Consider the following 25,903-nt stretch of genomic DNA (forward strand, 5'->3'; position numbering starts at 1 on the left):
CGGCCCGGCGGGCAAACCGCCCCCGCCCACCGCGGCGAGCGGACGGGGGCGGATCCCCGCGTCGGCGGGAGTGACCGGAGACCGTGACAAGTCGGTCGTTCGCGATCGGCCCCTCCCCCGGGCCGTCCTCGCGTCGACGGGGAACGCACCCGGTCGACGCGCCGAACGGCCACGGGGTCACCCCCGCAACGTCTCCTCCAGCTTCCGGGCCACGGCCACCGCCTCGTCGCCCGGCAGAGGCACCCCGTGCGCCTGCGTCACGTAGAAGGCGTCCACCGCGTTCGCGCCCAGCGTGCTGACGTGCGCGCTGCGCACCCGCACGCCCGCGTCCTCCAGGGCCCGCCCGATGCGGAACAGCAGGCCCGGCGCGTCCTGCGCGCGCACCTCGATCACGGTGGCCAGCCGGGAGGCCGCCGAGGCGACGGTCACGCGCGGCGGGGGCGCGACCACGCCCCGGCGCCGGGGGTAGGCCGCGTCGCGTTCCGCGAGCCGGCCCGCGATGTCCAGGGAGCCGTTCAGGGCGCGCACCAGGTCGGCGCGGAGCCGGGCGGCCTGGGGCAGCGAGCCGTACTCCGCGGCGACCCGCCAGTTCAGCAGCAGGACGGAGCCCTCGACGCCGGACGGCAGCTCCAGCGCCCGCAGCTCCGCCGTGCGCACGGTCAGCCGGTGCAGGGCGAGCACCCCGGCCACCGCGGGCAGCACGCCCGGCTGGTCGGGTACGGCGATGAGCAGTTCCACGCCGAGCGGCTCGGGATCGCCGGCCGGCCGCTCGACGGGGCCGGCCGGGGGTTCGGTCTGGGCGCGCAGCGACAGGACGGGGCCGCCGGTGGCGACCGCCTCGAGGGCGAGCCGTTCCTGTTCGGCGGTGGCCGCGGCGGCCTCGGGCTCCTCGGGGGTGTCCCCGGCGAGCACCGCCGAGACGCGTCCGACCAGGTCGGTCACGAGCGAGCCGCGCCAGGTGGACCAGGCGGCCGGGCCGGTGGCCAGCGCGTCGGCCTCGGTCAGCGCGTGCAGCAGTTCCAGGGTGCCCTGGGAGCCGACCGCCTCGGCGACCGAGCGGACGGTGGCGGGGTCCTCCAGGTCGCGGCGGGTGGCCGTCTCGACGAGGAGCAGGTGGTGGCGTACGAGGGTGGACAGGACGGCCACGTCGGTGCGGTCGAAGCCGATGCGGGCGGCCACGTCCTTGACGATGATCTCGCCGGCCACGGAGTGGTCGCCGGGCCAGCCCTTGCCGATGTCGTGCAGCAGGGCGGCGACCAGCAGCAGGTCGGGGCGGCTGACGCGGCGGGTGAACTCGGAGGCGCGTACGGCGGTCTCGATGAGGTGCCGGTCGACGGTCCAGATGTGCACGGCGTTGCGCTGGGGGCGGCAGCGCACCCGTTCCCAGTCGGGCAGCAGCCGGGTGATCAGGCCCTCGGCCTCCAGCGCCTCCCAGACCTCGACGGTGGGCTGTCCCGAGCCGAGCAGGGTGACGAGCTGTTCGCGGGCCTCGGCGGGCCAGGGCGTGGGCAGCGGGCGCACGGTCGCGGCGAGGCGCCGCACGGCGTGCAGGGAGAGGGGCAGGCCGGCCTGGGCGGCGGCGGCCGCGGCGCGCAGGGGCAGGACGGGGTCGCGTTCGGGGCGCGCGGCGCGGGCGAGCACCACCTCGCCGTCCTGCTCGACGACCCCTTCGGCCAGCGGGGAGCGCTCGGCGACCGGTTTGCCGCCGCCCGGCGCCCGCCCGTCGCCCGCCACCGCCCTTCTGAGGAAGTCGCTTCGCTCCCTCGCCAGTTTGCGCAGCCGGGGCCGCGTCGAGCGCGACCGGAGCACGCGCCCCACCTCGCGCCAGGTGACGTCGCCGGCGTACGAGATGACGCGTGCGGCCTCGTACACCTGGCGCAGCAGGGTGTCGGCGTCGAGGAGGCCGAGTTCGGCGGCTACCTGGTCCTGTTCCTGCAGGGCCAGCCGGTCGGTGGCGCGGCCGGTCGCCAGGTGCAGGGCGTCGCGGACGTCGAGGAGCCGGCGCCGGGCGTCGTCGAGTCCCTCGCGGGGCGCGTCGGCGAGCCAGGAGGCGGCGACGGCGCGCAGGGCGGTGGCGTCGCGCAGGCCGCCGCGGGCCTCCTTGAGGTCGGGTTCCAGCAGGTACTGCAGCTCGCCCTGGCGTTCGGCGCGCTCGGCGCACAGCTCCTGGAGCTCGGGCAGCCGCTTGGGCGCCTGGTTGCGCCAGTCGGCCAGGACGGCCGTCCGCAGTCCCGCCGTCAGTCCCGGATCGCCCGCGAGGTGGCGGGCGTCGAGCAGGCCGAGCTGGACCTTGAGGTCCTCGCCGGCGGTCCTGCAGGCCTCGGCCGGGGTGCGGACGGAGTGGTCGAGGGCGAGGCCGAGGTCCCAGACGGGGTACCAGAGGCGGTCGGCGAGGGCGGCGACCGCCTGCGCGTCGGTGCCGTCGTGCAGCAGGAGGAGGTCGAGGTCGCTGCGCGGGGACAGCTCGCCGCGGCCGTAGCCGCCGACGGCGACCAGGGAGACGCCCCGCGGTTCCCCGCTGCCGGCGGTGAACAGGCCGGCCAGCCAGTCGTCGGTCAGTCGGGAGAGGGCGGAACGGCGCGGCGGCCCGGACCGCGCCTCCTCGGTGAGGAGGCGCAGCCGGGCCGCCGCGTAGCCGCTGGGTCCCGAGTCCTCTGCATCCTTGCGCGTGTCCGTACTCGTCACCCAGGGGCTCCTGTTCCGTCGTGCTGTCAGAGCGCGTCCGGGCCGCGCTCGCCGGTGCGGACCCGCACGGCGGTCTCGACCGGGAGGGACCAGACCTTGCCGTCACCGATCTTGCCGGTGCGGGCCGCCTTGACGACGACGTCGATCAGCTGTTCGGCGTCGTCGTCCTCGACCAGCACCTCGATGCGGATCTTGGGGACGAGGTCGACCGTGTACTCGGCGCCGCGGTAGACCTCGGTGTGTCCCCGCTGCCGACCGTAGCCGCTGGCCTCGGTGACCGTGAGGCCGTGGACGCCGAAGGCCTGGAGGGCTTCCTTGATCTCGTCGAGCCGGTGCGGCTTCACGACGGCGGTGATGAGCTTCATGCGTCCACCTTCTTGCTGGCAGTGGCGGCCACCGGGCCTGTGACGTCGGTCCGGGCGGCGCCGCCGCCCGCACCGCTGAAGTCGTACGCGGTCTCGGCGTGCTCGGCCTGGTCGATGCCCGCCACCTCGTCGTCCTCGGGGACCCGCATGCCGATGGTCCGGTCGAGCAGGAAGGCGAGGACCGCGGAGACCACCAGCGAGTAGCCGAGGACCGCGAAGACGCCGGCGCACTGCTTCCAGAACTGGTCGAGACCGCCGCCGTAGAAGAGGCCCTGGACGTCGGACTGGCCCTTGCCGCTGGCGAAGAAGCCGATCAGCAGGGAGCCGACGACTCCGCCGACCAGGTGAACGCCGACCACGTCGAGCGAGTCGTCGTAGCCGAACCTGTACTTCAGGCCGACGGCCATGGCGCACAGGACGCCGGCGACGGCGCCGACGGCGATCGCGCCGAGCGGGGAGACCGCGCCGCCGGAGGGCGTGATGGCGACCAGGCCGGCGACGGCGCCGGAGGCGGCGCCCAGCGTGGTGAACGCGCCGTGGCGGATCTTCTCGTAGATCAGCCAGGCCAGCATGGCGGCGGCGGTGGCGACCTGCGTGTTGACGAACATCAGCGCGCCGACGCCGTCGTCGTTGCCGAGCCACGAGCCGGCGTTGAAGCCGAACCAGCCGAACCAGAGCAGACCGGCGCCGAGCATGACCAGCGGGAGGCTGTGCGGGCGCATCGGGTCCTTCTTGAAGCCGACGCGCTTGCCGATGACCAGGATCACGCCGAGGGCCGCGGCACCGGCGTTGATGTGCACGGCCGTACCGCCGGCGAAGTCGATCACGCCGAGTTCGAAGGCCCAGCCGCCGGCGCCCCACACCCAGTGGGCGACCGGGAAGTACACGATCGTGGCCCACAGGGTGATGAACAGGGCCCAGGCGGAGAACTTCACGCGGTCCGCGAGCGCTCCGCTTATCAGGGCGGGCGTGATGATGGCGAACATCAGCTGGAAGACCAGGAAGACGAAGACCGGGATGGTGTAGCCGTCCCACAGCTGGGTCAGGCCGATGTCGCTGAGGCCGACCCAGTCGGAGTTCCAGCCGATGAGCGATCCGGAGTCGGTGCCGAAGGCGAGGGAGAAGCCGTAGAGCACCCACAGGATCGTGACGATCCCCAGGCTGATGAAGCTCATCATCAGCATGTTCAGGGTGCTCTTGACGCGGACCATGCCTCCGTAGAAGAAGGCCAGGCCCGGGGTCATGAGCATCACCAGGGCGGAACAGATGAGCATGAAGCCTGTGTTCGCGGACGACAGTGTGGGTGCGTCCGCGGCAAGCGTGATGGCTGGTGCCATCGGCGTCTCCTCGTCGTTGGTACGGCCCCGTGCGGGCGAAGCCAGAGCGGGCTGTGAGGGGTGGGCCGGTTATGCGCCATGAGATTGACGCAGCGCCGTTTCGGTGGACGCCCCTCGTTGTTTCGCCGCCGTGACGAAGGCATCTCGCGCGTTACGCCTCGATGAACTGGCTCATGCTCCCCGGACGGATCGTCGTCGTGGCGCGGCCTTCCGCGGGGCGACGCGAACCGGCCGCGGTCGGCCTTCCGACGACCTGGCATGGGGGGAGCCGAGTCGGGCGGTTCGGGAAGGCCGGCCGCGGCCGGGGTCCAGGGGTTTCGCCGGGTCTCAGACCGCTTCCGCGGTCTCCGGGAGTTCCACGGCGAGCCGGTCGGTGAGATCGACGACCTCGCTGAGGTCCCCGAAGTCGCGGACGGCCGTGTCGACGGTTTTTCGGATACGAGTGTTGACCCGCTCGGAGCGCACCTTTTTCGCCGCCCGCATGGCCTGTTCGGCCAGCACGGCGCTCTGCTCGGGTTCCCGGCGCAGCAGGTGCACGGTGGCCAGGCCGATGAGGTTGAGCGCGTAGGACCGCTGGTGCTCGTCGTCCTTCGCGAAGAGGTCCACGGCCCTCTGCATCAGCGGCTCGGCCAGCGAGGCGTAGGCGGGGCTGCGGCCGGCCACGTAGGCCAGGTCGCGATAGGAGTGGGAGTTCTCGCCGTACAGCTCGGCCTCGGAGAAGAAGCGGATCCAGTCGGGGTCGGGCTCGTCCCAGTCGTCGACGTCGGCGAAGGTCTCCTCGGCCATCCTGACGGCCCGCTTGCACCGGCCGGGCTGGCCCATGTTGGCGTAGGCGCGGGCCTCCATCGCATACAGCATCGACTGGGTGCGCGGACTCGCGCAGTCCCGGCTGCCGTACTGCGCGAGGTGGATCAGCTCCAGGGCGTCCTCGGGCCGGCCGAGGTGGATCATCTGCCGGCTCATGCTGGACAGGACGTACGAGCCGAGGGGGCGGTCACCGGCCTCCTTGGCGGCGTGGAGCGCGAGGACGAAGTACTTCTGCGCGGTGGGCTGGAGTCCCACGTCGTACGACATCCACCCGGCCAGTTCGGCCAGTTCGGCGGCGACCTTGAAGAGCTTCCTGCTGGTGGCCCCGGGCTGCGGTTCCTGGAGGAGTTCCGTCACCTCGTGGAGCTGGCCGACGACCGCTTTGCGGCGCAGTCCGCCGCCGCACTGGGCGTCCCACTGGCGGAACATGGCGGTGGTGGACTCCAGCAGTTCCAGTTCGGGCCGGGAGAGCCGGCCGCGGGCCCGGCTGGTCGGGAGGGAGTCGGTGTCCTCGTACGCGGTGGGCGGGGAGGGGACGAGCCAGCGCTGCATGGGCTCGATGAGGGTGGGGCCCGCGGACAGGGTCAGCGAGGATCCGAGGAAGCCGCGGCGCGCCAGCATCAGGTCGCTGCGCGAGAACTCGCTGAGCAGGGCCACCGTCTGCGGGCCCGTCCAGGGCAGGTCGACGCCGGTCGCGGAGGGTGCCTGGCGCGCGGTGCGCAGGCCGAGATCCTCGACGGAGACGACGCAGCCGAACCGCTCGGAGAAGAGGTCGGACAGGATGCGGGGGATCGGCTCGCGGGGGTTCTCGCCGTCCAGCCAGCGGCGCACGCGCGACGTGTCGGTGGAGATGTGGTTGGCGCCCAGCTGGCGTGCCCGGCGGTTGACCTGGCGGGCGAGCTCGCCCTTCGACCAGCCGCTGCGCACGAACCAGGAAGCGAGCAGGTCGTTCGGGCGCTTGTCCGCGTGCACGGCGCTCCCCGCGCTCGCCCCGCCCTCGCCGTTGCCGCTCACTGGAACGCCCCCATCCCTGAGACCACTTGTCGCTCTGATGCGCCAAGCCTTATCAGAATGCCGGTGAACGGGGCCCGCCGTCCGGCGGTTCTCACCCCTCGAACGGGGGGCCGACTTGCCTCCGGCATACCCGCGAAGGCATGTGCCTCCGGGCCTCGCACACTCAACGTAGTCCCACGATCACGCCTCCAGCCACGGCGATCCCGGAAACGCCACCATTCGCCACCCCTACGAATGAACTCACGGCGACGCACAGGCGATTCACTTGACAGAGGACGGTCGAGGCGGGTGGAACGGCGCACTCAGGGGCGCGCGCCACCCGCCGCACCACCCCGGACGCTTCCGGACGCCGCCTGCGACGGATGGCGAAGAAAGGGCGTCGGCACACACAGTCACATGACGCGTCCGCTACGTAACCATCGGTGCGTCGGACCCGTTGGAGGGGGCATGGGCTTCACGATCGGCGGCATCCGCGAGATCCGCTCCGGCACGCGCAGGCGCGGTCGCTCGTCCGAGTGCACCGCGGTCGCCGAGTTCACCGGACTGTGGGGCTGGGACGTGGTGCCGGGCGCGCGCGCCGCGGCCGGCGCCTGCTCCTGCGGCCGCGGTGACTGCCGTCGGCCCGGCGCGCACCCCCTGGACCTCGCGCCCCGGGTGCCGGCCGGCGCCACCCTCGACGACGTGACGAGGACCTGGGCGGACTTCCCCGGCGCCGCCGTGATGCTGCCGGTCGGCCGCGCCTTCGACGTGATCGAGGTGGCCGAGCCGGCCGGGCGCCGCGCACTGGCGCGCCTGGAACGCATGGGTCTCCCGCTCGGACCGGTGACGGCCACCCCCGAGGGCCGCGCCCAGTTCCTGGTCGCCCCCGGCGCCGCCGCCGGCCTGTCCGGCCTGCTCTACCGCATGGGCTGGGACGACCCGGCCTCCCTCGACCTGCGCGGCCTCGGTCCCGGTACGTACATCACGGCGCCGCCCTCCGACCGCGGCGGCCTCGGCCCGGTGCGCTGGCTGCGCCCGCCGGCGCTGGACTCGGCGACCGGGCCCCCGGCGGCCCGGCTGCTGCTGGGCACGCTGGCGTACGTGGCCCACCGGTCACGCGCGTAGCCCCGGCTCGGCGGCCTGGCCGGGGCCCAGGAGCGGGCTCGGGCTCGGATCGAAGATCACGCTCCGGATCGGGCTCGGGATCCGGCTCACGTTCCGGATCCGCTCGCGCCCGGGCTCACGGCGTACACGGCGAAGCGCCCGTCCCCCGACTGCACCTCGGGGGGCGGGCGCTTCTTCGTCGCCGGTTGTCGTCTCGGGTTCCCGGTCACCCGCCGACGAGGGCGTCGACGAACGCCTCCGGCTCGAACGGCGCCAGGTCGTCCGCGCCCTCACCGAGCCCGATGAGCTTGACCGGCACGCCCAGTTCGCGCTGGACGGCGATCACGATGCCGCCCTTGGCCGTGCCGTCGAGCTTGGTCAGCACGATGCCGGTGATGTCGACGACCTCGGCGAACACCCGGGCCTGCACGAGGCCGTTCTGCCCGGTGGTGGCGTCGAGGACGAGGAGCACCTCGTCGAGCGGGGCGTGCTTCTCCACGACCCGCTTGACCTTGCCCAGCTCGTCCATGAGGCCGGTCTTGGTGTGGAGCCGGCCGGCGGTGTCGATGAGGACCACGTCGACCCCCATCTCCTTGCCCTCCTTGACCGCGTCGAAGGCGACGGAGGCGGGGTCGCCGGCCTCGGGGCCGCGCACGGTGTGGGCACCGACGCGCTCGCCCCAGGTCTGGAGCTGGTCGGCGGCGGCGGCCCGGAAGGTGTCGGCGGCGCCCAGGACGACCGTACGGCCGTCGGCGACGAGCACGCGCGCGAGCTTGCCGGTGGTGGTGGTCTTGCCGGTGCCGTTGACGCCGACGACCATCACGATGCCGGGCTTGCGGCCCTCGGGCTCGGTCCGCACCGTGCGGTCGACCTCGGTGCCGACCAGTTTGAGCAGTTCGTCGCGCAGCAGGCCGCGCAGTTCGTCGGGCGTGCGGGTGCCGAGCACCTTCACGCGCTCACGCAGCCGTTCGACCAGCTCCTGGGTGGGCATGACGCCGACGTCGGCGGTGAGGAGGGTGTCCTCGATCTCCTCCCAGGTGTCCTCGTCGAGGTGCTCGCGCGCGAGCAGCGTGAGCAGGCCCTGGCCGAGGGCGTTCTGGGAGCGGGAGAGGCGGGCTCGGAGGCGGACCAGCCGCCCCGCGGTGGGCTCCGGGATCTCGATCCGGGGAGCCTCGACAACGGGAGGCTCCTCGACGGCGGTGGGTGCGCCGCCACCGAGGTCCACCTCCTCGATCGTGCGGCGTGGTTCTTCGCGCGGCGTCTCGGCCTCGTCGCCGACGTGCGGCTCGGCCGGAGGCGCCGTGATGTCGGGCGCGGTCGGGGGCGGCGGCGGCAGCGGCTTCTTCCGCCGGCTGCCGACGAGGAGCCCGCCGAGCGCCACGAGCACGACCACGGCGATGACTACAGCAAGGATGACGGTTTCCATAACGCGTCCAGTATGGCGTGGCCTCCCGCCCGGACGTTCGTTGTCCACGCGGGGCACCGCCGCCCGACGGGCCGGTCCGGCCCGCCCCTCCGGCGCTTCGCCGCCGGGAAGCCCCGGGGACGGCGAGCACTTCCCGCGCGGCCCCGTCCCTGCGCGTCCTGCCCGGGCGTCCCGGCGGCGCGTTCCGGCGGCGCGTCCCGGCGGCGCGTCCCGGCGGCGGTTGTTCCACGACAGCGTGCCGCCCCGGCTCATCGTGTGAACCGGGGCGGCACGCCTCACGGGTGTCGAGGAGAAGGGCAGCGGGGACTTGGCCCGTCTCCTCGAGTACAGGGGCCTCGGTACGAGGCTCAGCCCATCTCCTCCAGTGCCTTGCCCTTCGTCTCCTTGACGTACTTGAGGACGAAGGGGATGGAGAGCGCGGCGAAGACGGTGTAGATCACGTAGGTCGCGGAGAGGTTCCAGTCGGCCAGGGACGGGAAGCTCGCGGTGATGGCCCAGTTGGCGATCCACTGGGCGGCGGCGGCCACGCCCAGGGCGGCGGCGCGGAGCTTGTTGGGGAACATCTCGCCGAGGAAGACCCACACGACCACGCCCCACGACAGGGCGAAGAAGAGGACGAAGACGTGGGCGGCGATCAGGGCGATCCAGCCCTGGGTGGCGGGCAGCTTGCCGTCGACCAGGTCGAAGGAGAACGCCCAGGCCTCCAGCGCCAGGCCGATCACCATGCCGACGGAGCCGATGAGGGCGAGCGGCTTGCGGCCGACGCGGTCCACGAAGATCATCGCGATCACGGTGCCGAGGATGTTGATGATCGACGTGGTGAAGGAGTAGAAGAACGAGTCCGTGGGGTCGACGCCGACCGACTGCCACAGCGTCGAGGAGTAGTAGAACGCGACGTTGATGCCGACGAACTGCTGGAAGACCGACAGGCCGATGCCGATCCAGATGATCGGCTTGAAGAAGAAGGAGCCGCCGAGCAGGTCCTTGAAGCTGGACTTGTGCTCGCTGTTCATGGCGTGCTCGATCTCGGCGATCCGGGCGTCGAAGTCGACGTCCTTGCCCTCGACCTCCATGAGGATCTCGCGGGCCCGCTCGCGCTTGCCCACGGAGATCAGGAAGCGCGGGGACTCGGGGATGGCGAAGGAGAGCAGGCCGTACAGGACGGCCGGGACCACCATGACGCCGAGCATGACCTGCCAGGCCTCCAGCCCCATGATCTCGCCGCGCTGGTCGCCGCCGGCGGCGTTGAGCAGACCCCAGTTGACCAGCTGCGACACGGCGATGCCGACGACGATGGCGGCCTGCTGGAAGGAGCCGAGGCGGCCGCGGTAGGCGGGCGGGGCGACCTCGGCGATGTAGGCCGGGCCGATGACCGAGGCCATGCCGATGGCGAAGCCGCCGACGACCCGCCAGAAGGCCAGGTCCCACAGCGAGAAGGGCAGCGCCGAGCCGACGGCGCTGATCGTGAACAGCGCGGCGGATATCTGCATGCAGCGGATGCGGCCGATGCGGTCCGCCATGCGGCCGGCGGTCGCCGCGCCGACGGCGCAGCCGATCAGGGCGATGGCGATGACCTGGGCCAGGGCCGCGGAACCGACGTCGTAACGGTCCCGGACGGCTTCCACGGCACCGTTGATGACGGAGCTGTCGTAGCCGAAGAGGAAGCCGCCCATCGCGGCCGCCGCGGCGATGAAGATGACGTGCCCGAGATGATCGGGGTGAGCCGTCCTGGTTCCTGGCTGAGGTGCCTGCGCTGTGCTGGTCACGTGTTCTCCTCGGGCCACCCGGCAGCGCTGCCGGGCGTGGGGGCGAGCCGTTTCAGGTGAGGGTTCCCGTGGCATGCGAATCAACACCACTGACACCTGAAGGTAAAAGCAACGTTGCAGAGACTATGCCTTCAAGTTTCGAAGTCAATAGTTCGACAGTCATGAGCTTTCCCCCACCCGGCCGGAGAGTTGTGTTTACTTCTTGAAGATTTGAAAAGACGCTGGTCACACCGATGGAGACCGCGCGGTGATTCAGCGCAGACGCTGCGAGATGACCTTCGACACACCGTCGCCCTGCATGGACACCCCGTAGAGCACGTCGGCGACCTCCATCGTGCGCTTCTGGTGCGTGATCACGATCAGCTGCGAGGACTCCTGGAGCTCCTGCATGATCCGGATCAGCCGCTGGAGGTTGGTGTCGTCGAGGGCGGCCTCGACCTCGTCCATGACGTAGAAGGGGCTGGGCCGGGCCTTGAAGATCGACACGAGCATCGCGACCGCGGTCAGCGACCGCTCGCCGCCCGAGAGCAGGCTGAGCCGCTTGACCTTCTTGCCGGGCGGCCGGGCCTCGACCTCCACACCCGTGGTGAGCATGTGGTCGGGGTCGGTCAGGATCAGCCGCCCCTCGCCACCGGGGAACAGGCGGCTGAACACGCCCTCGAACTCACGGGCGGTGTCGCGGAACGCCTCGGTGAAGACCTGCTCGACGCGCTCGTCGACCTCCTTCACCACCTGAAGAAGGTCGGCGCGCGTCTTCCTCAGGTCCTCCAACTGCTCGCTGAGGAACTGGTGGCGCTCCTCCAGCGCGGCGAACTCCTCCAGGGCGAGCGGATTCACCTTGCCGAGCTGCTGGTACGCGCGCTCGGCCGCCCTCAGCCGTTTCTCCTGCTCCGCCCGGACGAAGGGCCGGGGCTGGTTGCGCGGGTCCTCCGGGTCCTCCGGCAGCGCCTCGCCCTCGGCGGGTGGCGAGGGCGGCACCGGCAGGTGCGGACCGTACTCGGAGACCAGTGCCGCCGGCTCGACGCCCAGCTCCTCGAGCGCCTTCGTCTCCACCTGCTCGATCCGCAGCCGCTTCTCCGCGCCGAGCACCTCTCCCCGGTGCACCGAGTCCGTCAGCTTGTCGAGTTCGGCCTTGAGGTCGCGCCCGGCGGCCCGTGCGGCGGCCAGCTCCTGCTCCCGCCGCGCCTTGGCGGCGTCGGCGGCGGTCCGCTCCCGCTCGGCCCGGCCGAGCGACACCTCGACGTGCGCGAGCAGCTGCCGCGCACCGGCGGCGACGGCCTCCGCGACGGCGGCCTCGTGCCGCAGCCGGGCCCGGCGCTGCTCGGCACGCGCGCGTGCCTCACGTTCCGCCCGCGCGGCCCGGTCCAGCGAGTCCGCCCGCCCGGCGAGCCCCTTGACCCGCTCCTCGTGCGTGCGGACCTGGAGACGCGCCTCCATCTCGGTCTGCCGCGCGTTCGCCCCGTCGGCCGCGAGCCGGTCCCGCACGGAGGTGTCGGGCTCCTCCTCCACCGGCGTCTCCTCGGCGACGGCCAGCCGCTCGGCCAGTTCCTCGGCCTCCGCCACGGCCCGGTCGAGCGCGTCCTGCGCACGGGCGGCCGCGGCGGCTGACCTGTCGGCCTCCCCGGCGGCACCGCGGGCCTGCCCGGCGAGCCGCCCGAGCTGCTGGGCGACGGCCGACTTCTCCCGGTCGGCGGCCCGTCGCCGTTCCCCCAGCTCCTCGACCAGGGCGGCGCACTCCCGGCGCCGCCCGTCCGCCGCCCGCTGCGCCCCGGCCAGCTCCTCGCACCGCACCGCCAGCTCCTCCAGCTCGGCCGCGGCCTCGTCGACGGAGGCCTGCACCTCCAGCAGACTGGGCGCCCCGGCGGACCCGCCCTGCGCGAAGTGCGCGCCGAGCAGATCACCCTCGGCGGTGACGGCGGTCAGTTCGGGCCACGCGTGGACCAGCTCCTCGGCGTCCTCCAGCGTCCCGACGACGACCACGCCCCGCAGCAGCCGCCGTACGGCGGGCACCAGTACGGCGGGGGCACGGACCAGGTCGGCGGCGAAGAGGGGGCCGGGCGCGGCGGGCCCCACGGTCCCGGGGGCCGTGGCTCCTGCCGGGACCGGCGTGCTGCCGGCGGGTCCGGCTCCGGCATGTTCCGCCGGGCCGGCGGCCACGGGCGCCGCGGACGGTTCCTGCGGTGTGCCCGCCAGCAGGAGGGCCGCCCGGCCCGCGTCCTGTTTACGCAGGAGGCGGATGGCCTCGGCGGCGGCGGACGGGGTGGTGACGGCGAGGGCGTCCGCGGCGGCGCCGAGAGCCGCGGCGAGCGGAACCTCGTGTCCGGGGGCGACGGTGAGGAGTTCCGCGGCGGGGCCGAGCAGGCCGCTGAGCCGGTCCTTCGCGTCGAGGAGCGCGCCCGTGCCGTCCTTGCGGCGCAGGCCCGTGGCGAGGGCCTCGTGGCGGGCCTGGGTGGCCGCGTGCCGGCGTTCGGCCGCGGTGCGCGCGTCACGGGCGGCGCTCTGGGCGGCCTCGGCCTCGGCGAGCCGGCGCCTGGCCTCGTCGTGCCGCTCGCCCAGTTCCTGATCGCCCGCGTCCAGCCCGTCGACCTCCGCCCTCAGGGCCTCGTACTCCTCCTGCGCCGTGACCGCCCGTTCCCGCGCCTCGTCGCGGGCGGCGGCCAGGCGGTCGATCTCGGCCTGGGCGGAGGTGGCGCGGGAACGGGCGGCGTGGGCCTGGCCGTGCAGCCGGGCGAGTCCCTCGCGCCGGTCGGCGATCGCGCGGGCGACGTCCTTCAGGCGCCGTTCCTCGGCGGCCAGTTCCCGCTCCAGATCGGCGCGGTGGGAGACGGTGTCGTCGAGGGCGTGCTGGGCCGCTTCGAGAGCGGCCTCCAGTTCCGCCTCCTGCTCGCGGACGCGGGCGGCCTCGCGCTCCAGGTCCTCGGGGTCGCGGCCGCGCCGCTCGTCGACCGGCGCGGAGGTGGCGCTCTTCACGCGGGCGTCGGCCAGCGAGACGGTGCCGCGGACGCGTTCGGCGAGCTGGGACAGCTCGTACCAGGTCTGCTGGGCCCCCTGGAGCCGGGGAGCGAGCCGCCGGACCTCGTCCTCCAGCAGGGCCTCGTGCCGGAGGGCCTCGCGCAGCTCCCGCTCGGCGGCGTCCTTGCGCTCCTTGAGGGCGGCCTCGTCGGCGATCTCCGCGGTGAGCGCCTCGCGCAGCCGTACGAGGTCGTCGGCGAGGAGGCGCAGGCGGGCGTCGCGCAGGTCGGCCTGGATGACGGCGGCGCGGCGGGCGACGGCGGCCTGCCGGCCCAGCGGCTTGAGCTGTCTGCGCAGTTCGTCCGTCAGGTCCTGCACGCGCGCGAGGTTGGCCCGCATCGCGTCCAGTTTCCGGAGCGCCTTCTCCTTGCGCTTGCGGTGCTTGAGGACGCCGGCGGCCTCCTCGATGAAGGCGCGGCGGCCCATCGGGTCGGCGTGCAGCACGGAGTCGAGCTGGCCCTGGCCGACGATGACGTGCATCTCGCGGCCGATCCCGGAGTCGGACAGCAGGTCCTGGATGTCGAGGAGCCGGCAGGTGTCGCCGTTGATCTGGTACTCGCTGCCGCCGTTGCGGAACATGATCCGCGTGATGGTGACCTCGGCGTACTCGATGGGCAGGGCCCCGTCGGAGTTGTCGATGGTGAGGGACACCTCCGCGCGGCCCAGCGGGGGGCGGCCGGTGGTGCCGGCGAAGATGACGTCCTCCATCTTGCCGCCGCGCAGCGACTTGGCGCCCTGCTCCCCCATGACCCAGCTGAGCGCGTCCACGACGTTGGACTTGCCCGAGCCGTTGGGCCCGACGACACACGTGATGCCCGGTTCGAACCGGAGTGTGGTCGCGGAGGCGAACGACTTGAACCCTCGGAGGGTCAGGGCCTTGAGGTGCACGCCGCTGGATTTTACCGCCCGGTGATGTCTCACTCCATGAACCAGCGGTTTCACCCGGGAGGACGCAGGGCAGACCAGACGTGGAGAGCGGTGGAACGATGCCCGGGGGGAAAGAAAGAAGGGACGCCGAAGCGTCCCTTGCAGACTCTGCAGACTCAGCGGTCCGACGCGGTTTCATGAGCCGCCCGGCCACTGCGTTCGCTGTTGTGGAGCAGTGCAGCGGTCAGGTGAGTGCAGGCTCCGCCTGGTGTGCGTCGATGCTCTCCATGAACCTGTCGTGAGACGCGGCAGCCGTCAGAGCGTCGTTCTCGGCCTGGATCCGTCCGAGCTCGTTTTCCAGGTCCTGGACGCGCTGCTGGAGCCGTCGCATCTCGGCGAGGAGCCGCGGGTCGGAGCCGCCGACGTAACCGAGAAGCGCCTTTGCCATGATGGATGGTCCTCCACAATGAGTGACCGACCGAAGCGGTGTGGGTCGTGAGGGATTCGCACCCGCGGTGTTGACCGGATCTTGCTGGTGTTGCCGTTCATCCATGCCAAACAGCTAGGTGCGCGGGGTGCTTTCAGCGTCTCACCAAAAAGTTTGACGGTCAACACGATCACGCCCCGTATCGGCGGGCAACCCTGGCGTGCGCGGCACGGAACGGCGGCGCGACGGCTCCTCGGGACCCTCGGGGCGTGGCGATCATCCTTGCGTGCGGAGCCTGCCGACGCAAGCGATTCTCGGCACCACCTGCTCCTTTCTCCCGGGCACGGTTGCCGGTGGCGCCCCTTCCGCTTCCGTGGTGCGGTTTCCGCGCGCGATCGTCAGCGGATCGCGAAGCCGTCGTAACCGCCGCGGGGTGTGTCCCATATCTCTGTGACTCCGTCCACGTGTCCGGGCGTGTCGTCACCCTGGAGCCAGTCGAGCAGCCCCTCGCAGCCCTTCCGGGAGCCCTCGGCGACCACCTGGACCCGTCCGTCGGCCAAATTGAGAGCAAAACCACTCAGGCCGCCGATCTCCAGCGCCTTCGCCCGCGTGAACCAGCGGAAACCCACACCCTGGACGCGTCCGCGCACCCAGGCGACCAGCCGTACATCCTCGCTCATGAAGGCAACCTAACCAGGCGATGTCACTCGGGACACTTCCGCTCCCAGCGGCATGCGGTACCGTCCCCACCCAATGAATCTCATATGAAACTCACTCGATCGAGTGAGTCAGGTTGACCATGAGGAGTCATGCGCCCCATCGGCGCCGGTCGACCACGGGAGCCCCGCGGACACCGGCGGACGCCAGGAGACCGGGGACTCCCCCCGGACCGGGCACTCCGCCCGGACCAGTTGGACGAGGAAGGCCAGGACATGGGACGCCACCGACGCTCCGCCGCCGGCCGCGCGACGGCGGCCGGCCACACCGACGGCCCGTACCCGGAAGGCCGTTCGCGGCGAAACCTGTACGGCGGCGACCACCCCACCATGGGCATCGCGCCCTACCTGAACCCGGAGGCGTACGCCGAGACGGTCGCCCGGAGCCAGGAGTACCTGTTCGCCCCGGACGACGACCGCGCGGCCGCAGAGGACACCGCGGTCCTCGCTCCTGACGGGTTCACGTCGGACGGCTTCGCGGCCGACGGCTTCACGCCGGGCCGCGGCCCGGCGCGCGGTGCCGGTGGTCCCGGCGGTGCGGGCCGCCGCCGCAGGCGGAAGGCCGTGACGCCGGTCAAGACCGGCCTGCTCGGGATGTCCGCGGCGGTCGCCCTCGGCACGGTCGCGGTGGCCACGGGCGTGGTGCCCGGCCTCGACAGCTATCGACTGGGCGGGGGCGGCGGCGCCGGCGACCGGGTCCAGGCAGCCGACTCGCCCGCCAACTCGGCCTCCGAGCAGGGCGGCACCTCCGGCGCCGCGGAGACCGGCCGCGACGGTACGTCGACCAGTCGCGACGCCGGCCGGGCCGCCTCGGCCCCGGCCTCGGCCTCGGCCAAGCCCACCACCGAGCCCTCCCCGTCGGCCTCGGCGGCGTCACCGAGCGCGTCGACGACCACCGAGAAGCCGAAGGCCACGCCGACGAAGGAGCCGAAGGCCCCCGCCGGGGCGGCCACGAAGGCGCCGCCGAAGTCGTCCTCGTCACCGGTGGCGGTCTCGGCGGAGATCCAGGCCGCGGCCGAGGTGCTGAAGCTCGTCAACGAGGAGCGCTCCAAGGTCGGCTGCAGCCCCGTCTCCGCGAACAGTTCGCTGGCCGGCCTCGCGCAGAGGTTCAGCGAGGACATGGCGGCACGCGGCTACTTCGACCACACCGACCCGGACGGCGCGACCCCGTGGGACCGCGCCGGGAAGGCCGGCGTGTCCGACCTCGGCGGCGAGAACATAGCCCGCGGCCAGGCCGACGCGGCGGCGGTGATGGAAGCCTGGATGAACAGCCCCGGCCACCGCGCCAACATCCTCAACTGCGACTTCACGACCCTGGGCGTCGGTGTCCACCTGGGCTCCGGCGGCCCTTGGTGGACACAGGACTTCGGCTACTAGGACCCGCCCTGGCCGCGCGCCGGCGGCGACCGGCCGGCTTCGGCGTCGACCGCGGCTGCGGCGCGGGGTCCGGACCGGGTCCGTGCCGACCGCGGCTGTGACTGCGGGACCCGGACCTGGCCGGTGCCGACCGCGGCTAGGCCGCCGGTGTCGCGCGGCCGGTGGCGAGGGTCTTCGCCGTCCGGGCGACCCGGCGGCCGAGGTGTTCCGCGGTGGCGATGTCCGCCTTGTGCACCGCCTCGGGGCCCTCGTCGACGTTCGTCCGGGCGGCCGCGCCGAGGAAGACGCCGAGGCGGTTGAGGTCGTTCTCGGAGGCCGTGCTGCTGTTCCAGCCGGGGAGCAGGCCGAGATTGACCCAGTGCATGCCGAGCTGTGCGGCCAGGATCTGGAAGAACTGCAGGGTGTGCAGTTTGTCGCCGCTCTGGGAACCGGAGTTGGTGAAGCCGGCGGCCACCTTGTCCTTCCAGGCCTGGGTGGCCCAGCGGGCGGAGGTCGCCTCGGCGAAGGCGTGGAAGGCGGCGGACGCGGTGCCCATGTAGGTGGGTGAGCCGAACACGATCGCGTCCGAGCGGTCGAGCACCGCCCACTGGTCCTCGGTGATCGCGTCGACCTCGATCAGGTGCGCCTCGGCACCGGCCTGGACGGCGCCGGAGCGGACGGCCTCCGCGAGGACGGCGGTGTGGCCGTAGCCGGAGTGGTAGGCGATGGAGACAACGGGAGTGATCACGTGCGTCCTCCTGAGGGCAGGTAGAGGGAGTCGGCGGAGCGGGTCAGCAGCTCAGCGCCGATGACGAAAGGAAAGCACTAACTTCTAGTTAGTGCAACCCGCCGGTTAGCGCTGCGTTCGAGTACGCTTGAGCCATGACCGGCATTCAGGAACGCACCCCGGAGCAGGACCTCCCGTACAACGTGTTCGCCAAGGCCTGCCCCTCGCGCGGCACGCTGGAGCACGTGACGGGCCGCTGGGGCGCCCTCACCCTGGGAGCCCTGCACGAGGGCTCGCTGCGCTTCAACGAACTGCGCCGACGCGTCGACGGCGTCAGCGAGAAGATGCTGTCCCAGACGCTGCACGCGCTGGAGCGCGACGGTCTGGTGCACCGCGAGGCCCAGCCGACCAACCCGCCCCGCGTGGACTACGAACTGACTCCTCTGGGCCACGAGGTCGCGGAGCGGCTGCTCGGCCTGATCCACCTGGTGGAGGGGCGGATGGACGAGGTCCTGGCGTCCCGCGGACGCTACGACGAGACGCGCGGCGGCCTCTGACAGCGCGGGCAGAAGTAGCTGGACCTGTTCATCCAGGGGCGCCGACGCATCGGTGTGCCGCAGCGCCTGCACGGCAGTCCCTCACGCCCGTAGGCGTCCAGCGACCGGTCGAAGTAGCCCGACTCGCCGTTGACGTTGACGTACAGGCTGTCGAAGCTGGTGCCGCCGACGGCGAGGGCCGCCGTCATCACGTCCCGGACGTGGCCGAGCAGTTCGAGGGTGCGCGGGCGGGTGAAACCGGCCGTGGGGCGGTCGTAGTGGAGGCGGGAGCGCCACAGCGCCTCGTCGGCGTAGATGTTGCCGACACCGCTGATCAGCGACTGGTCGAGCAGGGCCCGCTTGATGGTGCTGCGCTTGCGCCGCAGGGCCTGGTGGAAGGCCTCGTCGTCGAACAGCGGGTCGAGGGGGTCGCGCGCGATGTGCGCGATGACGTCGGGCAGCCCGTCGGGGGTGGTGTCGTGCAGCGACAGGCCGCCGAAGGTGCGCTGGTCGACGAAGCGCAGCTCGGTGCCCGCCGCGTCGGTGTCCGCCGGTGCCGGGGTGTCGGCGAAGCGGACCCGGATGCGCAGGTGCTTCTCGTCGGGAGCCGTGCGGGGCCGGATCAGGAGCTGGCCGCTCATGCCGAGGTGGGCCAGGATCGCCTGCGGCGTGTCCTCCAGGGGAAGCCACAGGTACTTGCCGCGACGGCTGGGGGCGCCGATGCGGTGGCCCTCGAGACGGTGCGTGAAGTCGTCGGCGCCGGCCAGGTGACGGCGTACGGCACGCGGGTGCAGCACCTCGGCGCCGGCGACCGTGCGATGGGCGACCCACCGCTCCAGACCGCGCCGGACGACCTCGACCTCGGGCAACTCGGGCATGGGATCCCCCGTACGGAACGCCCGCCTCCGGGTGGGGGCGGGCGCTCGTCTCGTACTGCTGGTTGTGCTGTCGTCGGTGTTCGTCAGGCGGAGGCGGACTCGGACTCGGGGTCCGGGCTGCTGCCGTCGGTGGCCCCGACGGCCTGGGCCGTCTTCGCCGCCTCGGCGCGCTCGTCCGCCGCGGCCCGGATGGACCGCCACGCGGACTCGGCGGCCTGCTGCTCCGCCTCCTTCTTGCTGCGGCCGGTGCCGGTGCCGTACGAGACGCCTCCGACGCGGGCAGCAGCAGTGAAGGTCTTCTCGTGATCGGGGCCGGTCTCCGTCACCAGGTACTCGGGCACGCCGAGCCCTTCGGTCGCGGTGAGCTCCTGGAGACTGGTCTTCCAGTCCAGGCCGGCTCCGAGGTTCGAGGACTTCTCGATCAGCGGGTCGAACAGGCGGTGCACCAGTTCGGAGGCCGCGTCGAGGCCCTGGTCGAGATAGACCGCGCCGATCACCGCTTCGAGGGTGTCGGCGAGGATGGACGCCTTGTCCCGGCCGCCCGTGCCCTCTTCACCCCGGCCGAGCCGGATGAAGGAGCCCAGGTCGAGGCCACGACCGACCTCCGCCAGCGCACGCGAGTTGACCACCGCGGCCCGCAGTTTGGCCAGTTGGCCTTCGGGCAGGTCGGGGTGGGTGCGGTACAGCGTGTCCGTGACGACGAGGCCGAGCACGGAGTCCCCGAGGAACTCCAGCCGCTCGTTCGTCGGCAGACCGCCGTTCTCGTACGCGTAGGAACGGTGGGTCAGCGCACGCACCAGAAGGGCGGACTCGAGCTGATAGCCGAGCCGCCCTTCCAGAAGCGTGTGGGACGAGGCCGTGTTCTCCGCCTTTTTCTTGGCGGTCGTGTCCGCCTTGGCGTCAGACATGAAGCCTCTCACCAGCCGCTCAGACCTCGAGGACCTGGCGCTTGTTGTAGGTGCCGCAAGACGGGCACGCGATGTGCTGCAGCTTGGGCTCGTGGCAGCGCTCGCACGCAACCAGGGTGGGGACCGCAGCCTTCCACTGCGACCGGCGGTGGCGCGTGTTGCTGCGCGACATCTTCCGCTTCGGAACAGCCACGGCTACTTCTCCTGCTTCTCGTTGGCGGGCGCCGATCGAGGCGCTTCGCCACTCATCTCGTCCTTCTCGCCGTCTTCGAGTGAACCGGCGAGTCCCTGCAGTGCCGCCCAACGGATGTCGACGGCGTCATGGTGGTGGTCCGGGTCGTCCGCGAGGCGTGCTCCGCACTGGGCGCACAGACCTGGACAGTCGTCCTGGCACACCGGCTGCATCGGCAGTGCGAGCACCACCGCATCACGCAGCACGGGCTCGAGGTCGAACAGGCCGTCCTCGAGAAAGAGCATGTCCTCGTCTTCCTCGGCGTCGTCGGCCGGTTCCGCCTTCACGCGGCCCCGGTCGTCGGCGTCAGGGTACGAGAACATCTCCTGGAAGTCCGCTTCGAGCTCCAGCCCGACCGGCTCCAGACACCTTACGCACTCCCCCTCGGCCCGTGCACGGGCGGTGCCCGTGACGAGCACTCCGTCCATGACCGACTCGAGTCGGAGTTCCAGCTTCACCGGGGCGCCTTGCGGCACTCCGATGACCCCCTGGATCCCGAGGTCCCCGGGGGCTTCGATCTCACGGGACAGGCGCTGGAGCGCGCCAGGACGCCGCCCCAGCTCGTGCGTGTCGAACACGAGAGGGTTGCGGTGGTCGAGGCGGGCGTTCAGAGCCATTCCTGTTTTCGATCTTCCGTGCTGTGGGGGCCGCCGCCCTCAGGTGTTGCGGGCAGCAGCGATCGCGGACGTGCACGCGACCGAAGGGCCAGGATACTGGAGCATTCGCTCACAGCCCAATCCGGTGTCCCCGGCCCCGCCCCGGCCCGGCTCCTACAGGCCGCGGCCCTGTTCGTAGGCGCGCAACTGCTCGGCGCTGATCATGCTGGTGTCGAACAGGCTGGCCTCGTCGAGGGCGTAGCCCTGCTGCTCCTGCGGAGGCTGCTGGGCGGCCTGCTGCGCGGCCTGCTGCGGGTCGTACGGCGCCTGCCGGGAGTCGTAGCCCTGGGCGGGGGCTCCGCCCGCCTGCGCGTAGTCGAACGAGGAGGCGTAGGGGTCGGCCTGCTGGTAGCCGTAGGCGTCCTGCTGCCCGCCGTAGCCCTGCTGCCGGTAGCCGTACGGGTCCGGCTGCTGCTGGTAGGCGTAGGCCTCCTGGGGCTGCTCGTACGACCGCTGCGCGGGCTGCGGGGCCGGGGTCTCCTGCTCGGTGAGGGCGGCGAGGTCGGCGAGGTAGTCGGCGTCGGAGGAGTGCTGGAAGGTCGTGTCGTCGTCGGCGAGGGCGCCGAGGTCGTCGCTGGCGATCCGGCCGTGCAGCTTCTGCCGGCCGCGGCCGACGGCCTCCAGGGTCTTGGCGAGGACCGCCTCGAAGGCGCCCAGCTTGACGTCGACGTAGGCGTCGGCGTCGCGGCGCAGGGTCTCCGGGTCGTGGCTGCGCTCGGGGGCGTCCTCGTCCTCGTACCCCTGCTCGTCGACGCCGGGCCCGGTGCCCAGGAGCTTCTCGCGGCCGCGCCCGACGGAGCCGAGGGTCTTGGTGAGGACGACCTCGAAGTTGGCGAGCTTGGAGTCGACGTAGTCGTCGGCCTCCGCGCGGATGTCCTCGGCCTCCTTGCGGGCCTCGGCCAGGATGCGGTCGGCCTCGGCCTGCGAGCGGCGGGCGATCTCGGTGTCGGAGATCAGGGAGCCGCGCTCGGCGTGCGCGGTGGAGATGATCCGGTCGGCCTCCTGGCGGGCCTGCTCGACCATCTGCTCGCGGCCGCCGATCAGCTCCCGCGCCTGGGCGAGGGAGTCGGGCAGGGCGGCGCGCACCTCTTCGAGGAGGGCGAGCAGTTCGGCGCGGTTGACCACGCACGAGGCCGACATCGGCATCGACCGGGCACTGGAGACCGCCGTGACGATCTCGTCGAGCTTCTTCTGCACGTCCACCGGTTGCTCGCCACTCTCTGCTGCTGTGTTGAAGACGGACGGAACGACTGTACGGCCATGAGGTGTCCGGCGGACAGCGAGTGACGGGCCGTCAGGTCCTCAGTCCTCGCGGAGGCGTCCGGTGAGCGCCTCGAGGACGAGCGGCGGGACCAGGTGGGAGACGTCGCCGCCCCAGGTCGCGACCTCCTTGACCAGGGAGGACGACAGGAAGCTGTAGGTGGGGTTGGTGGGGACGAACAGCGTCTCGACGCCGGAGAGACCGTTGTTCATCTGGGCCATCTGCAGCTCGTAGTCGAAGTCGCTGACGGCGCGCAGGCCCTTGACGATGGCCGGGATCTCGCGCTGCTTGCAGAAGTCGACGAGGAGGCCGTGGAAGGCCTCGACGCGGACGTTGCCGTACTCGGTGGTCACCCGGCGGATCAGGTCGATCCGCTCGTCGATCTCGAACAGGCCCTTCTTGGACTTGTTGATCATCACCGCGACGTAGACCTCGTCGTACAGACGGGACGCGCGGGAAATGATGTCGAGATGTCCGTTGGTGATCGGGTCGAACGACCCGGGACAGACGGCTCGGCGCACTTGAGATCCCTCGCTCTCCGGTCCGGTCATCGTGCGTCTTCGCACGTAGAGGCGGCGCGACCGTACCAAAACGTTCCCTCGCCGTAGCGACGGGACCGGATCGCCTCGAAGCCGTCCGGCCAGTCGAAAACGCCGCCTCTGGTGCTGCGCTCCACGGTGACGAGGGCTTCCGCCGTGAGCCACCCCTCCGAGCGGAGTGTGAGCAGGATCTCCCGAAGATCGTCGTCCGTGACGGCGTACGGGGGGTCGAGGAAGACGAGGTCGTACGGCTGCGCCGGTGGGGTCTGGACGATCTGGCGGGCCTTGCCGGCCCGGACCTCCGCGCCCGGCAGGCCGAGGGTCCTCACGTTCTCCCGGATCGTGCGGGCCGCTCGCGCGTCGGCCTCGACGAGCAGGGTGTGGCCGGCCCCGCGGGAGAGGGCCTCCAGTCCCACGGCGCCGGATCCGGCGTAGAGGTCCAGGACGCGTTCGCCGTCGAGGGGGGTGCCGCCGAGCAGGGACTGCCAGGTGGAGAAGAGGGCCTCGCGCGCGCGGTCGGAGGTGGGGCGGGTGCCGGTCCCTGGCGGGACGGCCAGGCGACGTCCGCCGGCTTTTCCGGCGATCACGCGGGTCATCTCGGGGTCCTTGTTCGGGGGCGTTCGGGGGCTTTACGTGGTCAGTCTGGCAGGCGGAGGTGCGGGGTGCGCGATCACGGTCGGCGGTGCCTGGTGAGGCTCGTGGGGTCGGTGAGGTCGGTGGGGTCGGTGAGGTGCCCCGCTCCGCGCGGGGCGCCCGTCCGCCCCGCCGCACGCGAGCTGCCGTCCGCCCGGCCGGACCCGGTGGGGTCCAGGAAGCTCCCCGCCTTCCGCCGCACCGCGGACGGGGGTCCTCCGCCCGGTCGGGCGCGGGGAGCCGTCCGCTCCGCCGCACGCGGGATCCCTCCGTCCGACCGGGCGCGGGCGTCGCGGCCGGCCGGCCGCGCGCTCAGCCCTTCTCCAGGTACTGCTCCCGCTCCTCGTCCAGGAGGGCGTCCAGGGCGGTGCGCAGGCCGGGGTGGGCGGCCAGTTCCGGGTCGGACGCGACCACCTGGGCCGCCTCCTGCCGCGCCTCCGCGATGACGTCCTCGTCCTCGATGACGGCGAGGACGCGCAGGCTGGAGCGGGCGCCCGACTGGGCCTGGCCCAGGACGTCGCCCTCCCGGCGCTGTTCGAGGTCGATGCGGGACAGCTCGAAGCCGTCGAGGGTGGCGGCGACGGCGCCGAGCCGCTGGCGGGCGGGACTCGCCTCGGGCATCTCGGTGACGAGGAGACAGAGTCCGGGGGCCGAGCCGCGGCCGACCCGGCCGCGCAACTGGTGCAGCTGGGAGACGCCGAAGCGGTCGGCGTCCATGATCACCATCGCGGTGGCGTTCGGCACGTTCACGCCGACCTCGATGACGGTCGTGGCGACCAGGACGTCGGTGTCCCCGGCGGCGAACCGGCGCATGACGGCGTCCTTGTCGTCCGGGGGCATGCGGCCGTGCAGGACCTCGATCCCGAGCCCCTGGAGCGGGCCCTTGGCGAGCTGGTCGGCCACGTCCAGGACGGCGAGCGGCGGGCGCTTCTCGGCCTCGTCCTCCGGGGACCTCTTCCTCGCCTTCCCGGCGCCGTCCTCCTCGTCGCCGATGCGCGGGCAGACCACGTACGCCTGGTGGCCGCCCTCGACCTCCTCGCGGACCCGCTGCCACGCGCGGGCCAGGAAGTGCGGCTTGTCGGCGGCGGGGACGACATGGCTGGCGATGGGCGACCGGCCGGCCGGGAGCTGGTCCAGGACGGAGGTCTCCAGGTCGCCGAAGACGGTCATCGCGACCGTGCGCGGGATGGGCGTGGCGGTCATGACGAGCAGGTGCGGGGGCTGCTTGCCCTTGCCGCGCAGGGCGTCCCGCTGCTCGACGCCGAACCGGTGCTGCTCGTCGACCACGACCAGCCCGAGGTCGTGGAACTGCACCTTGTCCTCGATCAGCGCGTGCGTGCCGATGACGAGGCCGGCCTCGCCGGTGACGAGGTCGAGCAGCGCCTGCCGCCGCCCCGCGGCCCCCATGGACCCGGTGAGCAGCACGACCTTGGTGGCGTGCTCGACGCCGCCCAGCGTCCCGCCCTCGGCGAGGTCCCCCATCATCTCGACGACGGAGCGGTGGTGCTGCTGGGCGAGGACCTCGGTGGGCGCGAGCATGGCGGCCTGCCCGCCGGCGTCGACGACGGCGAGCATGGCGCGCAGGGCCACCAGCGTCTTGCCCGACCCGACCTCGCCCTGGAGCAGCCGGTGCATCGGGTGCTCGGTCGCCAGGTCGTCGAAGATCTCCTTCGAGACCTTCTGCTGGCCCTCGGTGAGGGTGAAGGGGAGGCGGTCGTCGAAGGCGGAGAGCAGGCCGTCCGGGGCGGGTCTGCGGGGGACGGCCGGGAGTTGGGCGTCGGCGTGGCGCCGGCGGGCGAGGGCGACCTGGAGGACGAAGGCCTCGTCCCACTTCAGGCGGGCGCGGGCGTCGTCGATGTCGGCCTTGGTGTGCGGACGGTGGATCTTGAGGAGGGCCTCGGGGAGGGCGAGCAGGCCGCGGCCCTCGCGCAGGGAGTCCGGGAGCGGGTCGACGGCCTCCTGGACGCTGGGCAGGACCGTCTGGATCGCCTTGCCGATCTTCCAGGACTCGAGTTTGGCGGTGGCCGGGTAGATCGGGATGAGGGCCCCGGCCCAGGTCTCGACCGTTTCTCCGGTGTCGCCGCGCAGCAGTTCGTAGGCCGGGTGGGCCAGTTGGAGGCGGCGGTTGAAGAGGGAGACCTTGCCGGAGAACATCGCGCGGGTGCCCGGCAGGAGGTCCTTGTGGGGCTTGTGCACGCCGTTGCCGAAGAAGACCAGCTGGAGGCGGCCGCTGCCGTCCGTGATGGTGACCTCCAGGCGCTGGCCCTTGCCGCGGGGGGCCCTGGCCGAGGCGAAGGTGTGCAGGCGGGCGTCGGCGACCTGGGCGACCACGGTGACGTGCTCGTCCATGGGGAGGTCGGCGAGGTGCGTGAGCTGGCCGCGCTCCTCGTATCTGCGCGGGTAGTGGTGCAGGAGGTCGCCGACGGTGTGCAGGCCGAGGTGCTCGGCCATCACCTTCGCGGTCGGTGGGCCGAGCACCTTCTTGAGCGGTTCTTCGAGCGCGGGCACGGGATCCATTGCACACCACCCCACTGACATTGCCGTACAGGTGTCCCGAAACCCCTGGTCAGGCGGCTCGTTCGGGCTCTAGGATGGCGCGCTCCGGCCATCCCCCGCGGTCACCGCCCCACCGGGACCGCCCGACCCCGCGCCGTCGGCCCTCCCCGAGCCGC

21 protein-coding genes are annotated in these 25,903 nt (G+C 72.4%); 3 read left to right on the forward strand and 18 right to left on the reverse strand.

The window, feature by feature from the left end:
• Positions 1 to 177: 177 nt before the first annotated feature.
• The 4 genes from ACF09K_RS00605 to ACF09K_RS00620 all read right to left on the reverse strand — a co-directional run bounded on the left by ACF09K_RS00605 (position 178) and on the right by ACF09K_RS00620 (position 6,208).
• On the reverse strand, positions 178 to 2,685 hold the full coding sequence (locus tag ACF09K_RS00605; RefSeq protein WP_392240299.1) for a [protein-PII] uridylyltransferase: 2,508 nt from the start codon (positions 2,683 to 2,685) through the stop codon (positions 178 to 180).
• Positions 2,686 to 2,711: 26 nt separating this feature from the next.
• Positions 2,712 to 3,050, reverse strand: coding sequence for a P-II family nitrogen regulator (locus tag ACF09K_RS00610; protein WP_007493361.1), 339 nt, complete (start codon positions 3,048 to 3,050; stop codon positions 2,712 to 2,714).
• Entirely contained in the window at positions 3,047 to 4,387 is a 1,341-nt protein-coding gene (locus tag ACF09K_RS00615; RefSeq protein ID WP_392240300.1) for an ammonium transporter, read from the reverse strand. Before ACF09K_RS00615 ends, ACF09K_RS00610 begins: the two co-directional genes overlap by 4 nt.
• A gap of 327 nt (positions 4,388 to 4,714) precedes the next feature.
• Entirely contained in the window at positions 4,715 to 6,208 is a 1,494-nt protein-coding gene (locus ACF09K_RS00620) for a hypothetical protein (protein ID WP_392240301.1), read from the reverse strand.
• Between the two features lie 447 nt (positions 6,209 to 6,655).
• Between ACF09K_RS00620 and ACF09K_RS00625 the strand changes: the two genes are divergently transcribed.
• The gene (locus ACF09K_RS00625) at positions 6,656 to 7,312 is read left to right on the forward strand and encodes a bifunctional DNA primase/polymerase (RefSeq protein WP_392240302.1); all 657 of its coding nucleotides are present in this window, start codon (positions 6,656 to 6,658) and stop codon (positions 7,310 to 7,312) included.
• A 205-nt stretch (positions 7,313 to 7,517) separates the two neighbouring features.
• Here ACF09K_RS00625 and ftsY read toward each other — a convergent pair whose 3' ends face one another.
• The 5 genes from ftsY to ACF09K_RS00650 form a co-directional block, all read right to left on the reverse strand.
• Positions 7,518 to 8,717, reverse strand: coding sequence for a signal recognition particle-docking protein FtsY (gene ftsY, locus ACF09K_RS00630; RefSeq protein WP_392240303.1), 1,200 nt, complete (start codon positions 8,715 to 8,717; stop codon positions 7,518 to 7,520).
• Between the two features lie 347 nt (positions 8,718 to 9,064).
• The gene (locus tag ACF09K_RS00635) at positions 9,065 to 10,483 is read right to left on the reverse strand and encodes a sugar porter family MFS transporter (protein ID WP_392240304.1); all 1,419 of its coding nucleotides are present in this window, start codon (positions 10,481 to 10,483) and stop codon (positions 9,065 to 9,067) included.
• Between the two features lie 252 nt (positions 10,484 to 10,735).
• On the reverse strand, positions 10,736 to 14,383 hold the full coding sequence (locus ACF09K_RS00640) for an AAA family ATPase (protein ID WP_392240306.1): 3,648 nt from the start codon (positions 14,381 to 14,383) through the stop codon (positions 10,736 to 10,738).
• A gap of 223 nt (positions 14,384 to 14,606) precedes the next feature.
• A complete protein-coding gene (locus ACF09K_RS00645) occupies positions 14,607 to 14,810 on the reverse strand; it encodes a hypothetical protein (RefSeq protein WP_073491170.1) in 204 nt (67 codons plus the stop codon).
• Between the two features lie 377 nt (positions 14,811 to 15,187).
• Entirely contained in the window at positions 15,188 to 15,469 is a 282-nt protein-coding gene (locus ACF09K_RS00650; RefSeq protein ID WP_392240307.1) for an acylphosphatase, read from the reverse strand.
• A gap of 252 nt (positions 15,470 to 15,721) precedes the next feature.
• On the opposite strand from ACF09K_RS00650, the gene ACF09K_RS00655 reads away from it, so the two are divergent.
• Complete coding sequence (locus ACF09K_RS00655) at positions 15,722 to 16,882, forward strand: CAP domain-containing protein (protein WP_392240308.1); 1,161 nt, start codon at positions 15,722 to 15,724, stop codon at positions 16,880 to 16,882.
• Positions 16,883 to 17,018: 136 nt separating this feature from the next.
• Here the strand turns inward: ACF09K_RS00655 and ACF09K_RS00660 are convergent, their stop codons facing one another.
• The gene (locus tag ACF09K_RS00660) at positions 17,019 to 17,609 is read right to left on the reverse strand and encodes a flavodoxin family protein (RefSeq protein ID WP_392240309.1); all 591 of its coding nucleotides are present in this window, start codon (positions 17,607 to 17,609) and stop codon (positions 17,019 to 17,021) included.
• 134 nt (positions 17,610 to 17,743) lie between these two features.
• Here ACF09K_RS00660 and ACF09K_RS00665 point away from each other — a divergent pair, with 134 nt between their 5' ends.
• The gene (locus ACF09K_RS00665; protein WP_392240310.1) at positions 17,744 to 18,145 is read left to right on the forward strand and encodes a winged helix-turn-helix transcriptional regulator; all 402 of its coding nucleotides are present in this window, start codon (positions 17,744 to 17,746) and stop codon (positions 18,143 to 18,145) included.
• Here ACF09K_RS00665 and mutM read toward each other — a convergent pair.
• The 8 genes from mutM to recG form a co-directional block, all read right to left on the reverse strand.
• Positions 18,118 to 19,002, reverse strand: a complete 885-nt coding sequence (gene mutM / locus ACF09K_RS00670) for a bifunctional DNA-formamidopyrimidine glycosylase/DNA-(apurinic or apyrimidinic site) lyase (RefSeq protein ID WP_392240311.1) — start codon at positions 19,000 to 19,002, stop codon at positions 18,118 to 18,120. The genes ACF09K_RS00665 and mutM overlap by 28 nt on opposite strands.
• Positions 19,003 to 19,085: 83 nt before the next feature.
• Positions 19,086 to 19,910 (reverse strand): ribonuclease III, encoded by an 825-nt coding sequence (gene rnc, locus ACF09K_RS00675; RefSeq protein WP_392240312.1) that lies wholly within the window; start codon positions 19,908 to 19,910, stop codon positions 19,086 to 19,088.
• A 19-nt stretch (positions 19,911 to 19,929) separates the two neighbouring features.
• Positions 19,930 to 20,103, reverse strand: coding sequence for a 50S ribosomal protein L32 (gene rpmF / locus ACF09K_RS00680; RefSeq protein WP_007493396.1), 174 nt, complete (start codon positions 20,101 to 20,103; stop codon positions 19,930 to 19,932).
• Between the two features lie 2 nt (positions 20,104 to 20,105).
• Entirely contained in the window at positions 20,106 to 20,759 is a 654-nt protein-coding gene (locus ACF09K_RS00685; protein ID WP_392240313.1) for a YceD family protein, read from the reverse strand.
• A gap of 153 nt (positions 20,760 to 20,912) precedes the next feature.
• Positions 20,913 to 22,001: a cell division initiation protein gene (locus ACF09K_RS00690; RefSeq protein ID WP_392240314.1), complete on the reverse strand. Its 1,089-nt coding sequence runs from the start codon at positions 21,999 to 22,001 to the stop codon at positions 20,913 to 20,915.
• Between the two features lie 99 nt (positions 22,002 to 22,100).
• Entirely contained in the window at positions 22,101 to 22,580 is a 480-nt protein-coding gene (coaD, locus tag ACF09K_RS00695; protein ID WP_392240315.1) for a pantetheine-phosphate adenylyltransferase, read from the reverse strand.
• 26 nt (positions 22,581 to 22,606) lie between these two features.
• Positions 22,607 to 23,194 (reverse strand): 16S rRNA (guanine(966)-N(2))-methyltransferase RsmD, encoded by a 588-nt coding sequence (rsmD, locus tag ACF09K_RS00700; RefSeq protein ID WP_392240316.1) that lies wholly within the window; start codon positions 23,192 to 23,194, stop codon positions 22,607 to 22,609.
• 349 nt (positions 23,195 to 23,543) lie between these two features.
• Complete coding sequence (gene recG, locus ACF09K_RS00705) at positions 23,544 to 25,748, reverse strand: ATP-dependent DNA helicase RecG (RefSeq protein WP_392240317.1); 2,205 nt, start codon at positions 25,746 to 25,748, stop codon at positions 23,544 to 23,546.
• Positions 25,749 to 25,903: the final 155 nt, after the last annotated feature.

The organism is Streptomyces sp. NPDC014882 (assembly GCF_043081325.1).
Lineage (GTDB): Bacteria > Actinomycetota > Actinomycetes > Streptomycetales > Streptomycetaceae > Streptomyces.